Raw genomic sequence first — 14,089 nt, 5'->3', positions numbered from 1 at the left:
CAAATGGATGGTGAAAAAAGTATCTCATAGGATGGTCATAAAAATTAAAAATCCGATAATATGGAGAAGTGGATTCTTATAGTTCTATTTAAGTAGATGTTTTATGATGTTTTTCATGTAAATTTGTGAATCAATTCACAAATATTACGTTTGAGGGAAAGGTTGTATTCCAAATGAATCAGATTTTGAAACGTAAGGAGTTTGATAGTATTAAGCCTTATATAGAATATTTACTAAGTTAGTGCCCGATTTGGAGAGTTTGGTTATTTTTATGTAGGAAGGTACCGGTCTAAAGAACTCTTTAATCATCTACTACAACTATGATTTTACAAAATATAAGATGAGAAAGGGTGTGTTACACATTGGTAAACCAATTTGAAACACCATTATTTACAGCCTTAAAAAAACATGCAGAAAAAAATCCGATCCAATTTCACATTCCCGGTCATAAAAAAGGGAACGGAATGGATCCTGAATTTAGAGAATTTATTGGCCAAAATGCTCTTTCAATTGATTTGATCAACATAGGCCCTCTTGATGATTTACACCTCCCAAAAGGAATTATCAAACAGTCACATGAGTTAGCTGCTGAAGCATTTGGTGCAGATTATACCTTTTTCTCTGTACAGGGAACTAGTGGTGCCATTATGGCTATGATCATGTCTGTTTGCAGTCCAGGGGATAAAATTTTAGTACCAAGAAATGTTCACAAATCCATCATGAGTGCGATTGTTTTTTCTGGTGCCGTTCCAATTTTTATTCATCCAGAGGTGGATTCACACTTTGGCATTTCTCATTGTATTACACCAGATTCTATTGAAAAAGCATTAGAACTACATTCGGATACAAAAGCTGTTCTTGTTATCAATCCTACGTATTATGGTGTATCGGGGGATTTAAGACAAATAGTGAAGATTGCACATTCTAGGAACATTCCTGTACTAGTAGATGAAGCTCACGGAGCACATATTCATTTTCATCAGGAACTACCGTTATCCGCTATGGAGGCCGGTGCTGATTTGGCTGCAACAAGTGTGCATAAATTAGGGGGATCCCTTACTCAGAGTTCTATTTTAAACCTGCAAGGTAACTTAGTATCATCTAAACGTGTTCAATCTGTATTAAGTATGCTTACAACAACGTCTACTTCTTATTTATTATTAGCTTCTTTAGATGTTGCCAGAAAATCATTAGCTACGGAAGGACAAGCACTGTTGGAGGACACTATTAGAAAAGCCGAGAAAACACGTTCAAAGATTAATCAAATTGACCATCTATATTGCATGGGTCGAGAAGTTCTGGAATCCAGCGCGGCTGTGGCGATGGACCCTACCAAACTGTTAATATCAGTAAAAGAGCTTGGAATTACCGGTTATGAAGTTGAAAAGTGGCTTCGAAACAAATTTAATATTGAAGTTGAATTATCTGATCTTTACAACATCCTTTGTATTGTGACACCAGGGGACTCTGAAGAAGATTTGATGACTCTTGTACAGGCTTTATCGCAACTTTCACTAGAATATAAGAATCAAGCAGATACAAGTGTAGACAGTTCAGTCTTGTTACCTGAGATTCCATTGTTAGCTTTAACACCGCGCGATGCATTTTACGAGAAAACCGAAGTGATTCCATTTGAACAGTCTGCTGGCAGAATTATTGCAGAATTTGTAATGGTATATCCTCCTGGAATACCAATCTTTATACCTGGAGAAATAATAACAGAAGATAATATAATCTATACAAGAAAAAATATCGAAGCTGGTCTTCCTGTTCAAGGTGCAGAAGATGATGACCTAAATACTATACGTGTTATTAAAGAACATTCAATAATTAAATAAAGATGAGATATTCTACTTTTATTATATGCGAATTAAATCACATTCTATCAACATTTTATTTGTAAATTGATTTTGATCCAGTAGGACATTATTCAAGACCGGATGTTTTTAAATTGGTAGTTAACAAAGAAAAACAAGAGAGCTCACTTTGGAAGAGATAACACCATATATATTCTAAGTTGAAATCGAAATGGAAATCATAATCACATTTTTAAATTAAGAAAATAGCCTTTGAATTAAAAAAATGGAAATAGACCCTCTTGACAGAGCATCTATGATTAAATATAATATTTCTAGAAATACTGAAATAAGAATTGCTGAAAGGAGGTTTTTATCGGTGAATGATGATATTGCTGTAAAAGTCTATAAGGCACTAGGTGAATCGACTCGTTTACAAATCGTAAAATTACTTACTCAACAATCAGAGTTAGCGTGCCTAGAAATGTCAAATCAATTAAAAGTCCCGAACAATTCAACATTGACGCATCATTTAAAACCATTACTCGATTGCGGATTATTAGCAGTTCGCAGAGAGGGAACCTTCAGATATTACAGTTTACAACGAGAAGTCCTTGCACAATACGCACCCGCTTTACTCTAATGTTAAAGCGGAATAATTTTAATTTCAATTTCAGTATTTATAGAAATACTGAATTGATATAAGCGAAGAAAATGTAGAGGTCAAATTAGCAAAGAAACAAATTCTTGAGGAAATTAAAAAAATGGTTTAATAGGTTCTTTCATTTTGAAAATTATTACAGTGTTTATATAAATATAGAAATATAAAAATTAATAATATATCGAGGAGAAAATTTCACATGTCAAATACAGCAAAGATTTATATTTTAGCACTGATAAGTTTTTTAGTCGGTACTTCACAACCCATCATCTCAGGTATTTTGGATAAAATGGCAGAGGCTCTAGGAGTGTCAATTGGAGCGGCTGGTCAATTAATTACAGTCTTTTCATTAGCCTATGCCATCGGTACACCTATATTACTGGTATTAACGGCTAAAATGGAAAGACGTAAATTACTGATCTATGCGTTATTTGTTTTTATTGTAGGAAATTTACTTTCAGTGATTGTGACAGGGTATGGATTATTTATAATTGCCCGCATTATTATGGCTTTAAGTACAGGTGTAGCAGTCGTTACAATTTTAAATATCGCAGCAAAGATTGCACCTGCTAATAAAAAGGCCAGTTCAATTGCAACAGTTGTCATGGGATTTACCGCATCATTAATCATTGGCGTTCCTATTGGACGTTATATTACATCTACGTATGGCTGGAAATTTGTATTTATCGGTACCGCAATATTAGTTTTACTTGTCATTTTTATTGTTTTAAATACAATACCAAAAATGAATGGTGATGCTCCAATCCCTTTAACGAGACAAATTGCTATGTTCAAAAAACCAAAAATTGCTTTAGCATTATCAATCACCTTCTTTTTAATGACAGGGTACGGAATTCTTTTTACGTATTTATCTCCATTCCTTGTAAAAAATGTAGGTATGAGTGATTCTCTTGTAAGCATTACTTTACTTGTTCTTGGAGTTGCAAGCTTATTTGGTTCTAAACTAGGTGGATTAAGTGCAGATAAGAGAGGCGTAATTTTTACATTAAAAATAGGGTTACTTGTAAACGTAACATCTTTAGTCGTGCTTTCATTCATATCACATTCAATTATTGCTGTTTTTGTTATATTGACAGCCTGGTCATTTGCAGGCTGGTCATCAGGTGCAACTCAGCAATATAATTTAGCAACGCTATCACCTGAATCCTCAGATGTGTTGCTAGGTCTGAACCAATCGATGATGCAATTTGGCTTTGCGGCTGGTGCAGGTTTTGGTGGAATAATTGTGGGGCAAATATCATTGTCTTCCATTACATGGTTCAGTGCGTTAAGTATTGTGTTTGCAAGTATTGCAACATTTGGATTATCACGTTTCTTAAATAATAAAAAGGCAGTCAACCAAGATTTTGTGCCACAAAAGCAATCTTGGCCCAATTTGGAATCTTAAATCGTTATCTTTGCATTTTTGTTTCCACATCAACTTGCTCGAAAGAAGAGACATATTTTGTCTCATTATTTAATAGTAGATTCTAACATCTGAAAGGAGAATGCTTATTATGGATATTTCACAACAAACCGCGCTCGTTACTGGCGCAAATCGAGGACTCGGTCGACAACTCGCTCTTGAACTCATCTCTCGAGGTGCTACTGTTTATGCGGGGGCACGCAACCCTGATAGTATCCAACTACCGGGAGCAAAACCATTGCAAATCGATATCACCGATCCTACCTCTGTGGCAGCGGCTGCAGAGGCAGCGGGAGACGTGACTCTGCTGATAAACAATGCTGGTGTGTCGACAGGCGCCTCCCTTATCAATGGTAGTTTGGAGGACATCCACACCGAATTTAATACCCACTTTTTCGGAACTCTTTCAATGGCTCGAGCCTTCGCACCGAAGATCGCCTCTAACGGGGGCGGTACTATTCTAAACATTCTTTCAGTGTTGTCCTGGTTCAGTAGTGTGAATTCAGGAGCATATTCTGCTGCCAAGTCAGCCGAGTGGGCTCTCACCAACGCAATTCGCTTGGAACTGTCTGACCAGAAGGTACGCGTAGCAGGACTTCATGTCGGGTACATGGACACAGACATGACTGCCCACTTGACAGCTCCTAAGTTGAATGCTGCTGATGTAGCAAAGATCGCTATCGATGGAATCCAGGCTGACAGCTATGAAATTCTTGCCGATGATTTGAGTCGAAAGGTTCAGAAAGGTCTGGCTGGTGGAGTCTCGGCTCTTTACTCACAGTTCGTATGAGCAATAAGGCAGGCTGGTAATCAGGTGCAAATTCTAATAGACTTTGCATTATCAACAGGGGATGAAGATTGGTTTATTGAACTTTCTTCCCTGTTGTATTCATTTAAGCAGCTTGTTAATGGAGTAAATTTATAATTGGTACACTTTTTAAAAGTGAACTGTAATTTTTTATATTACATTTAGAGAGAGGATTATAACCTGCGATAAGTTTCGAATTATAAATGAGTATTAAGATGCTTGAAAGGAACAGAAAGAATAAAAAAGTTTTTTTAAATTAATAATATTGGAGGGTTTCATAATGGCTATTTTACACGTTACAGATCAATCATTTACTACTGAAATTAAAGAAGGATTAGTGTTAGCAGATTTTTGGGCACCTTGGTGCGGCCCTTGTAAAATGATTGCACCTATGTTGGAGGAAATCGATAGTGAAATGGGAGATCAAGTTAGAATTATCAAACTTAATGTAGATGAAAACCCGGAAACAACTAGGGCGTTTGGTGTCATGAGCATTCCAACATTGATTCTTTTCAAAGACGGAGAAGCTGTAGACCAGATGGTTGGATTTCAACCAAAATCAGTTTTGACTGAATTGATTTCAAAGCATGCGTAAAACAGCAAAATAAGATGACAATCGGTATAGGAGAAAAGACTTCATGAATTTAAAATACCCACCATTATTTGAGTCATTTTAAATTGGGAAATGGGATTGAATTAAAAAATCGTATTGTTATGGCACCGATGACAACTTCTTCTGCAAATCCTGACGGGACCGTTTCTGATGCCGAAGTCAAGTATTATGAACGTCGTTCCAGCGGTGTAGGAATGGTCATTACGGGCAAATACCTATGTGACAGCAAACGGCAAAGGATTTCACGGACAATTTGCCGGGAATAGTGATGAAATGATTCCAAGTTTGCGTCGTCTGGCATTAGCGATAAAGGCGAAGGGTGCAAAAGCGATTTTGCAAATCTTTCATGGTGGGCGCAAGGAGGAGCAGTCATAGTGTCTGTTCTTTTTTGTAATGAAATAACTATTTTATTCAAAATGAAAACCACTCCTAAAATTGAAGGAGTGGTCACCAAGGTCTCTTGCTCCGGGTCAAGGTTTAGTTGCCTGCTACATTGCTTCATAGAAATAAGTTCGTCAGAGCCCAGAGTATTTCTATGGCAGCGATAGGAAGTTTCACACGAATGCGAATATCTAACTCCATCGGGACGTCAAGAGGCTTAGATTAAAGTCTACTCGATGCCCCTTGGTAGGACAATTTCCCTTCAACCTCTTCGACTCTCATAACACACTACAGGCAACCATATTATACCATAAGTTTGGTACATTTTGTCCAAGTACACCAGAGGCTCCAAAAGAGATGGCTTTGTTTAAACTACAAACAGCATTAATAAGTGAGCTAAAAGAAAGGGAGCTAGTTTTTAAAGGAGATGGATTTGCTTTATATAGGGACAAATAGGTGAGAGCCAATCTTGATGAGTTTTGTTGAAAATCCTTCTTGAACTAACGTAAGCAGGTTAGGTGAATAAAGATAGAGCTAGGGAACAATACATATCATTGTATTAACATTAGTATTTCTTTTTATGATACACCCTATCTTTGCAGGAGAAGAGATTGAATAGCCCTGGCATTATGAAAATTAATTCTTTACTGATCGTTCTCAATATGTTATATTGTTAACAGGAGGGAAATGAAATGGCAAGAAGCAAAGAGTACGAAGAGTCCGAGGTTTTAGATAAAGCGATGAGGCTCTTTTGGGAACAGGGTTACGAAAAGACATCCATGTCCGATCTGGTCGAGCATATGGGAATCCATCGCAGAAGCATGTATGACACATTTGGCGACAAACATACGTTGTTTCTGAACGTTATGGATCGCTATAGCGATAAACTCAGCGCCGATCTTGCTAACGGAGTTAAACTCTCCAAGACTGCAACGGAAGCTCTTCAGTTTATTTTTGAATTCATGATTCGTTTAAATGTAGATGAGGACTTGCCTTCCGGCTGCTTACTGGTGAATTCGGCAGTGGAATTAGCAGCTCGTGATGTCGATGTCGATACAAAGTCTACTCAATCATTTATATCAGCAGAGCAGGCACTCAAGGAAATTATTCTTTGGGGACAGAGGGACGGTGAATTCACCTCTGATTACGATGCCGAGGAATTGGCGGAATATCTGCATAATGCATTGGTTGGAATAAGGGTACTGGCAAGAACCTCGGTTAATATAGAAAAACTTCAACGCATAACCAACTTGTCAATTAAGTTTTTAGAAAAATGATGGGTTTATTATTTTTTTAACATTATTAGAACGTTCATTCTCAAATGATTGAGTCTCTTTGTATCTAAAGCTATTTCTCACTAACCTCTTGTGCATTATTTAGAATGATCGTTCTTGTTTGGACGTCAAAGAACGCAACTTCTAATTTGTTGCGGATATTTTTTACAAAACATCATTTAGATATAATGGATAAATTTGGGTGATTATATTAAAGATTCAAATTATTAACTTTAAAAAGCTATAAGTTATTGATCGATCGCCGTCAAGTTTTGCCATCAAAACGGTGGTTCAGGTCTGAATAAATAAAAAGGGAGAAATGAAAACAATGAGTAAAGTATGGTTTATTACAGGAACTTCGTCAGGATTCGGACGGCAATTTGTGAAGCAGCTGCTTCAAGCAGGAGACAAAGTGGTCGCTACAGCGCGTAAACTTGAAGCAATTCAGGATTTTAAAGAACTGGCACCGGATCGTGTTCACCTCGCTGCTTTGGATGTGACAAACAAGGCGACAATTCAATCCGCCGTTCAAGAAGCCGTTAACGTTTTCGGGAAAATCGATATTGTCGTGAATAATGCCGGATACGGTCTGTTCGGTATGCTGGAGGAGTATACGGATGAACAAATCCGGAAGCAGTTCGACGTCAACGTGTTCGGTGTACTAGATGTCATCCGAGCAACACTCCCCGTCTTTAAACGTCAAGGATCGGGCCATTACGTTAATTTTTCATCCTTCTTCGGAACTTGGTCCATGCCTCCGTACAGCATATACGCTGCATCCAAGTTTGCAGTTGAAGGTTTCTCCGAAGCGTTCGCGCAAGAGTTCGCAAGCTTCGGGATCAAGACGACGATCGTGGAGCCTTCCGTGTTCGCAACAGAGTTTTTCGGCGAATCGATGCAGCATACCGAGAAGACACAAGAATATGCTCCGATGTATGAAGCATACGAGAAAGGTATGTCGAACATCAAGATCGGTGACCCGGCAAAAGCAGTGGAACTGATCATTTCCGTTATAAAAAGCGACAATTCGCCGCTTCGTTTGGCAGTTGGATCTCAAGCTGCATATACGATTCGAGAAGCTTATACCAAACGGCTTGAAGAGGTCAACACATGGTTTGATCGTTCGGCTGAAGCTGATTAATTGAATATTGGTGATTATATTAAAGAGCTTCAAATTATTAACTTCAAAAAGCAAAAAGATATTGATTGATCGCCGTCAAGTGTTGTCATCAAAGCGGAGGATCAGGTCTGAATAATTAAAAAGGGAGAAATGAAAACAATGAGTAAAGTATGGTTTATTACAGGAACTTCGTCAGGATTCGGACGGCAATTTGTGCAGCAGCTACTTCAAGCAGGAGACAAAGTGGTCGCAACGGCACGCAAACTTGAAGCTATTCAGGATTTTAAAGAACTGGCACCGGATCGTGTTCACCTCGCTACTTTGGACGTGACAAACAAGGCAACAATTCAATCCGCCGTTCAAGAAGCCGTTGATGTTTTCGGGAAAATCGATATTGTCGTGAATAATGCCGGATACGGTCTGTTCGGTATGCTGGAGGAGTATACGGATGAACAAATCCGGAAGCAGTTCGACGTCAACGTGTTCGGTGTACTAGATGTCATCCGAGCAACACTCCCCGTCTTTAAACGTCAGGGATCGGGACATTACGTTAATTTTTCATCCTTCTTCGGAACTTGGTCCATGCCTCCGTACAGCATATACGCTGCATCCAAGTTTGCCGTTGAAGGCTTCTCCGAAGCGTTCGCGCAAGAGTTCGCAAGCTTCGGGATCAAGACGACGATCGTGGAGCCTTCCGTGTTCGCAACAGAGTTTTTCGGCGAATCTATGCAGCTTACCGAGAAGACACAAGAATATGCTCCGCAGTATGAAGCATACGAGAAAGGTATGTCGAACATCAAGATCGGCGACCCGGCAAAAGCAGTGGAACTGATCATTTCCGTTATAAAAAGCGACAATTCGCCGCTTCGTTTGGCAGTTGGATCTCAAGCTGCATATACGATTCGAGAAGCTTATACCAAACGGCTTGAAGAAGTCAACACATGGTGGGAGCGTTCGGCTGAAGCCTAAAAGGTGATGAGCTTATTACTGTGCCGCTCGAAAAAGAAGGGAATCACAGCTGGAAAACAGTAATAAATCATTTTCCAGCAGAGATGGTAAAAGCGCTCGAATTTCCAATTGTTCCAAAATAAAAAACAAATGAATATATCCGTTTGATTTAATCTTTCCTGCGTGCTTCTCACAGAGAGCAACAATTTGTGGTGCACCTGGTCGTAGTGAATCAGTCTACCATGCGGGCTCAAGGAACAAACTACCATGGAAGCAATATACTTTTTGAGGAGGGTATAATATGGCCCAGCCAGAGAAACAACACGCTTTCCGTTCCGCAAGCAAAAAGTGCAATAGAGCAGTTAAAGTTTGAAGTTGCAAGAGAGATCGGTATTACCATCCCAGCAGACGGTATTACGGCAATATGTTGACTCGGGAAACAGGTCAGATTGGCGGGAATATTACTAAACGGCTTGTAATGATGGCTTAACAGCAATTGGCGGTAAGATGAATAATATTTGCCACGAGTTCATTCGCCTATTTCCCGAGCGTTTAGCTCGGTTCGGCCGCATGTCGGCGGTATTTCAGTTAAAATAAAAGGGAAAATATAATGTCAGAAGTTTTAAAATCAATTCGAAACAAGGAGGAACCTATGAACGAACTGCTGGCAAAAGTCATAGACGCGCATGGCGGATTAGACCGTTGGAAAAGTTATCATTCATTAACAGCCACGATCGTTACCGGTGGTGGGTTATGGCCATTAAAAGGGCTCATTCAAGATCCGTATCCGCGTGAAATGACAGTAGAGCTTCACTCGGAAATCGCTTCTATCACTCCCTTCGGTCAACCGGATTGGAAGACTGCCTTCACGCCCGATCGTATTGCGATTGAAACCTTGTCCGGGGATGTCATTCGCGAGCAAGATAACCCTAGGACCTTGTTTGCGAATCATACGATGAACACGCCATGGGATCCGCTTCATCGGGCCTATTTCAATGGATACGCAATGTGGACATACCTGACCACGCCTTTTTTCATGACGATGACAGGGTTTGAGGTCAGCGAAATCCCATCCTGGAAAGAAGGAAACGAGACGTGGCGTGGATTGCGTGTGACGTTTCCCGATCACATTGCCAGTCACAGTAAGGAGCAGGACTTCTACTTTGATGCTGATTTACTGGTGCGCAGACACGACTACATCAATGAAGTCGCCGGCGGCATCCCGTCGGCGCAATATATCGATGACTACATCGAGGTTCAAGGCTTTCGTTACCCGACAAAACGCCGCATGTATCTGCGTGGACCAAATATGGAACCCGTCCGCGATCTGCTGTTCGTTTCGATAGATCTAAGCAACTTCAGGTTTAGTTGACCGTTGGGCGAACTGATAATGTGCAGGTGCTCTTCATGAACAAATAGGTTCGTGATGAGCACTTTTTTCCAACTAACCCTCCAAACCGCTAATCCGGCATCGTCCTGTAATCCGGGCATTGGAACTCAAGTCATTACTTCAAGCGCTGTCTTGTTCAATTAACGGGAGCTTTAGTTGAAGAAGGAATTCTTAAAGGATACTAAAGGGCTGTGCTCAAATTAATTCAAAAGCTCTTTTCGTAAATATTGTTGCTATTGGCACACAATATAAAATTCACCTTAAATAGTGGGTTGAAAAGTTGTCAGAACAACAAAGTAAATACGGTTTTAGATTATGGTGCTTAAAAATGAAATAACGACCAAGATTATCTGGTCGTATACCTTTAATTATTTATTTTGTTCGTTCAAAAACTCTCTTACTTGCTCTGGAGATTTTGCGTTAGCACTATGTAAATGGGCAAGCTTTTCTCCGTTTTTGAAGATTAGCAAGCTTGGGATCCCCATTACAGAATATTTTTCAGCAAGTTCTGGAAAATCATCACGATTGATTTCGTTCCACTCATATTGACTGTAATCCTTAATGACATCATCGATGAACATATTCATTCTAGTACAGTCTGGGCACCAACCTGCAAAAAATTTTATGATAACAGTTTTTTCATTAGAGACCACTTGTTCAAATGTTTCAAGACTTTTAATTTCCTCCAAGAGATTTCCTCCTTATTCAAATAACCAATGGGATTGATTTTTTATTTATTATTATTGTATAAAGTAATTTCTTTTCATTCAAATTTTTTGATTGGTTAGTTCTTGCTCCAATTTAAGACATAGTAGCACTTATTCCAATTGCTATTGAAGTTTTAGCTTTATGGTCATTTTTTAGTGGGTAAAAAGCGTTTTCGTTATAAAGCTAACAGGTGCGATACTTCAATAACGAAGGTCGCTTTTTCTTTTTCAAGTAACGTGGCAGTTTAATTAAATAAAGCTAAAGACAAATTAATACTTTTAATGGATAAAAGTTAAGCGAAGAATATGATTTGAAATGGTGAAAATACTAAGCCAAAAAATAAAAGAAGGTAGTTACTATGCAAACAATTGATTTGCAAACAATTAAACAACATAATTTAAGTTCTAATAAAACAAACAATACCGAAAGTCTAACTTAGGGAGAAATGGGTAAACTTTGGGCAACCTATATGGGCAACAGCATGTCAAAATGTATTTTACGCTATTACCTTCAATACGTTGAGGACCAATATTAGAATTTTTTTAGAGAACGCACTAAGATTAAGCATGGACCTTTGAAAATAACAGAAGAGATATTCAAGAAAGAAAATTTTCCAATTCCGAAAGTTTTTTCAGAAGAAGATCTTAACGCTGGTACTCCTCGTTTATTTGAAGATGAATACTATGTTCATTATTTTAAATATGATTCGAAAGCTGGTATGTGTATTTATAATTTTGCTGTACCGCTTGTTTTTAGAAAGGATGTAGAAGAGTCTTTGACTTACTGTTTGGAATCTAAAATGGCTTGGGTAAAGCAAATCAAAGTAATATTGAAGCCACTGCAAAGTGGTTAAAAGAACTTTATAAGTAACATGGGGGTAATTTTAAATGCTATTGATTCGTCATTCCATCGGGAGTCGCCTACTATGCCAAACTGAACTTTATACGATTGTGAATAAAGGTGAACATTGGGAGATTAGCCTGCCAGTTGATGAAGAAACGTCTTCAAAGATTTTGAATTTTAAGCATGAGTTAAATGTATTTCAGGTAAATGAAACGGAAAAGACATGGTATTACTCTTCTGATGCACAAGTAAATTACCAATCGAATGAAAAACAATTAGTGATACTGGCTGACCATAAAACGATATATCCAACTAAATAGGTTAACAATTATTGTTGAAAGGAGAAATTAAAAATGTTTGAGGTAATGGTTACAGTTAATTATAAAGGTAAAAATTATCTAACCAATGTCCTAGCTAATAAAGGAATGACTTGTGAAAAAATTATGCACATAGCCGAAAAGCAAGTAGTTAAACAATGGAGTAAATAGTAGATTGCCATCAAATGGGATATTGAAAATGAACGTAGGAGAGGAATTTTATGCTAAAAAAAATCGAAAGTAGCCAAATGGGTTCAAGTGATATTGGATGGTTAAAAAGTAAATTTCATTTTTCGTTTGCAGATTATTATAACCCAGATAATATCCATTTCGGTGTTTTAAGAGTAATCAACGATGATTTGCTTGAAGCAAAAAAAGGATTTGGTGTACATCCTCATAGAGATATGGAGATTATATCGTACATTGTCAATGGGGAATTAACACATGGTGATAGCATGGGAAATAATAACACTGTAACTCGTGGTCAAGTTCAATACATGAGTGCAGGTACTGGTGTACTTCATAGTGAGTATAACTTAGGGGAAGATACACTTCGATTTTTGCAAATATGGATCCTCCCTGTAAAAAATGGACTTGAGCCAAACTACGGTGATTTTAGATTCAACTGGGAAGATAGAAAAAATAATTGGCTGCATATGGTTTCAGATATAAATGGAAATGCCCCAATCAAAATTAATCAAGAAGCCAATATATATTCCTTAGAATTGGAACAAGGAAAAAACATTGAGTTCCCTGTAAAAGAAGGAAGACAATCATATCTGGTTCAAATTGAAGGAACTTCAGTAATAAATAATGTTGAGTTAAACGATCGAGATGGATTGGAAATTGTTGAAGAAAATATTTCAATTAAGGCGGTTGAAACAGCACACATCTTAATTATAGAAATGGAAAAACAGTTCGAAGATTAGGGATAAAAATTGTTCAAAAAGAAATAATAAGGTTGGTGTGAAACAAATGGGTATTTTATCCAAGTTATTTGGAAATTCATCTGACAAGGAGACTAAAACAATGGCAAATGTAAACTTAGCAATGATCTATTACAGCATGGGTGGAACAAATTATCAATTATCACAATGGGCTGCTGAAGGAGCGAAAGAAGCAGGTGCTGAAGTAAAGATTCTAAAAGTTCCTGAACTTGCTCCACAATCAGTTATCGAAGGAAATCCAGGTTGGAAAGCACATGTTGAAGCAACAAAGGATGTGCCAGAGGTAAAATTAGATGACCTTGAATGGGCCGATGCCATTATATTCAGCGTACCTACTCGATTTGGTAACATGCCTGCACAAATGAAACAATTCCTAGATACAACAGGAGGACTTTGGTTTAATGGGAAGCTAGTGAATAAGGTCGTTAGTGCAATGTCTTCTGCTCAAAACCCGCATGGCGGTCAAGAGGCAACTATTTTATCACTATATACAACTATGTATCATTGGGGTGCAATTGTTGCTGTTCCTGGTTACACAGACCCAGTAACATTTGGTGCTGGAGGGAATCCTTACGGAACAAGTGTTACCGTTGGGCAAGACGGAAAAATGATTGAAGATGTCCAAGCAGCTGTAAAACACCAAGCTAAAAGGACTGTAACAGTTGCTGAATGGGTTAAAAAAGCGAACCAATAAGTATAAGAAACTAATCGGAAAAATCCGATTAGTTTTTTTGTAGGTAAAATGTTGATTTCAAGCAGATTGTGAAGAGATATACTTAAAGTAACGGGTGCAAGAGTTGTGCGAAATGTTCCTGGCTTAAATTGAGATTGGTCATACAATGCTCAGGTAAAGGTCA

General features: G+C 38.2%; 14 protein-coding genes and 4 pseudogenes. 17 read left to right on the top strand and 1 reads right to left on the bottom strand.

The genetic code is table 11. The features are described from left to right. Window positions 1-362: 362 nt before the first annotated feature. From ABES02_RS01445 to ABES02_RS01390, 12 genes and pseudogenes are all read left to right on the top strand, one after another. A complete protein-coding gene (locus tag ABES02_RS01445; protein WP_430129787.1) occupies window positions 363-1,838 on the top strand; it encodes an aminotransferase class I/II-fold pyridoxal phosphate-dependent enzyme in 1,476 nt (491 codons plus the stop codon). Between the two features lie 337 nt (window positions 1,839-2,175). Then, complete coding sequence (locus tag ABES02_RS01440) at window positions 2,176-2,439, top strand: ArsR/SmtB family transcription factor (RefSeq protein ID WP_430129784.1); 264 nt, start codon at window positions 2,176-2,178, stop codon at window positions 2,437-2,439. Between the two features lie 217 nt (window positions 2,440-2,656). Further along, window positions 2,657-3,865 (top strand): MFS transporter, encoded by a 1,209-nt coding sequence (locus ABES02_RS01435; RefSeq protein WP_430129781.1) that lies wholly within the window; start codon window positions 2,657-2,659, stop codon window positions 3,863-3,865. Between the two features lie 109 nt (window positions 3,866-3,974). Next, window positions 3,975-4,673 carry an SDR family oxidoreductase gene (locus ABES02_RS01430; RefSeq protein WP_430129778.1) on the top strand — a complete coding sequence of 233 codons (699 nt, stop codon included), beginning with the start codon at window positions 3,975-3,977 and terminating at the stop codon, window positions 4,671-4,673. Between the two features lie 21 nt (window positions 4,674-4,694). Continuing rightward, a pseudogene (locus ABES02_RS01425) lies at window positions 4,695-4,808 on the top strand (group-specific protein); the annotation flags it as partial. Window positions 4,809-4,971: 163 nt separating this feature from the next. Continuing rightward, complete coding sequence (trxA, locus tag ABES02_RS01420) at window positions 4,972-5,286, top strand: thioredoxin (protein ID WP_430129775.1); 315 nt, start codon at window positions 4,972-4,974, stop codon at window positions 5,284-5,286. Window positions 5,287-5,329: 43 nt separating this feature from the next. Beyond that, window positions 5,330-5,661 (top strand): annotated as a pseudogene (locus ABES02_RS01415) (NADH-dependent flavin oxidoreductase); the annotation flags it as partial. A 716-nt stretch (window positions 5,662-6,377) separates the two neighbouring features. After that, window positions 6,378-6,962: a TetR/AcrR family transcriptional regulator gene (locus tag ABES02_RS01410; RefSeq protein ID WP_430129772.1), complete on the top strand. Its 585-nt coding sequence runs from the start codon at window positions 6,378-6,380 to the stop codon at window positions 6,960-6,962. A gap of 325 nt (window positions 6,963-7,287) precedes the next feature. Next, window positions 7,288-8,100, top strand: a complete 813-nt coding sequence (locus ABES02_RS01405; protein WP_430129770.1) for an SDR family NAD(P)-dependent oxidoreductase — start codon at window positions 7,288-7,290, stop codon at window positions 8,098-8,100. Between the two features lie 138 nt (window positions 8,101-8,238). Next, window positions 8,239-9,048, top strand: coding sequence for an SDR family NAD(P)-dependent oxidoreductase (locus tag ABES02_RS01400; protein ID WP_218349917.1), 810 nt, complete (start codon window positions 8,239-8,241; stop codon window positions 9,046-9,048). A 221-nt stretch (window positions 9,049-9,269) separates the two neighbouring features. Next, a pseudogene (locus ABES02_RS01395) lies at window positions 9,270-9,517 on the top strand (small, acid-soluble spore protein, alpha/beta type). A gap of 162 nt (window positions 9,518-9,679) precedes the next feature. Further along, window positions 9,680-10,399, top strand: coding sequence for a hypothetical protein (locus ABES02_RS01390; protein ID WP_218349910.1), 720 nt, complete (start codon window positions 9,680-9,682; stop codon window positions 10,397-10,399). Between the two features lie 386 nt (window positions 10,400-10,785). Here ABES02_RS01390 and ABES02_RS01385 read toward each other — a convergent pair whose 3' ends face one another. Continuing rightward, window positions 10,786-11,097, bottom strand: a complete 312-nt coding sequence (locus tag ABES02_RS01385; protein ID WP_374226379.1) for a thioredoxin family protein — start codon at window positions 11,095-11,097, stop codon at window positions 10,786-10,788. Between the two features lie 578 nt (window positions 11,098-11,675). Here ABES02_RS01385 and ABES02_RS01380 point away from each other — a divergent pair. The 5 genes and pseudogenes from ABES02_RS01380 to wrbA form a co-directional block, all read left to right on the top strand. Then, window positions 11,676-11,978, top strand: a pseudogene (locus tag ABES02_RS01380) (DUF3231 family protein); the annotation flags it as partial. A 34-nt stretch (window positions 11,979-12,012) separates the two neighbouring features. After that, a complete protein-coding gene (locus ABES02_RS01375) occupies window positions 12,013-12,288 on the top strand; it encodes a hypothetical protein (RefSeq protein ID WP_218349907.1) in 276 nt (91 codons plus the stop codon). 33 nt (window positions 12,289-12,321) lie between these two features. Next, on the top strand, window positions 12,322-12,456 hold the full coding sequence (locus tag ABES02_RS01370; RefSeq protein ID WP_218349906.1) for a BA3454 family stress response protein: 135 nt from the start codon (window positions 12,322-12,324) through the stop codon (window positions 12,454-12,456). A gap of 50 nt (window positions 12,457-12,506) precedes the next feature. Then, a complete protein-coding gene (locus ABES02_RS01365) occupies window positions 12,507-13,214 on the top strand; it encodes a pirin family protein (RefSeq protein WP_218349905.1) in 708 nt (235 codons plus the stop codon). A 46-nt stretch (window positions 13,215-13,260) separates the two neighbouring features. After that, window positions 13,261-13,926, top strand: coding sequence for an NAD(P)H:quinone oxidoreductase (gene wrbA, locus ABES02_RS01360; protein ID WP_218349904.1), 666 nt, complete (start codon window positions 13,261-13,263; stop codon window positions 13,924-13,926). Window positions 13,927-14,089 lie beyond the last annotated feature (163 nt).

Origin of the sequence: Neobacillus pocheonensis, from assembly GCF_050477905.1 — a bacterium.
GTDB classification, from domain to species: domain Bacteria; phylum Bacillota; class Bacilli; order Bacillales; family Cytobacillaceae; genus Neobacillus; species Neobacillus pocheonensis_A.
This window is presented reverse-complemented; position numbering and strand designations above follow the sequence as displayed.

Coding starts and splice junctions, on each gene's coding strand:
- ABES02_RS01405 (WP_430129770.1), top strand. CDS start 7,288: ATGAGTAAAGTATGGTTTATTACAGGAACTTCGTCAGGATTCGGACGG.
- ABES02_RS01400 (WP_218349917.1), top strand. CDS start 8,239: ATGAGTAAAGTATGGTTTATTACAGGAACTTCGTCAGGATTCGGACGG.
- ABES02_RS01430 (WP_430129778.1), top strand. CDS start 3,975: ATGGATATTTCACAACAAACCGCGCTCGTTACTGGCGCAAATCGAGGA.
- ABES02_RS01390 (WP_218349910.1), top strand. CDS start 9,680: ATGAACGAACTGCTGGCAAAAGTCATAGACGCGCATGGCGGATTAGAC.
- trxA (WP_430129775.1), top strand. CDS start 4,972: ATGGCTATTTTACACGTTACAGATCAATCATTTACTACTGAAATTAAA.
- ABES02_RS01435 (WP_430129781.1), top strand. CDS start 2,657: ATGTCAAATACAGCAAAGATTTATATTTTAGCACTGATAAGTTTTTTA.
- ABES02_RS01370 (WP_218349906.1), top strand. CDS start 12,322: ATGTTTGAGGTAATGGTTACAGTTAATTATAAAGGTAAAAATTATCTA.
- ABES02_RS01410 (WP_430129772.1), top strand. CDS start 6,378: ATGGCAAGAAGCAAAGAGTACGAAGAGTCCGAGGTTTTAGATAAAGCG.
- ABES02_RS01365 (WP_218349905.1), top strand. CDS start 12,507: ATGCTAAAAAAAATCGAAAGTAGCCAAATGGGTTCAAGTGATATTGGA.
- ABES02_RS01375 (WP_218349907.1), top strand. CDS start 12,013: ATGCTATTGATTCGTCATTCCATCGGGAGTCGCCTACTATGCCAAACT.
- wrbA (WP_218349904.1), top strand. CDS start 13,261: ATGGGTATTTTATCCAAGTTATTTGGAAATTCATCTGACAAGGAGACT.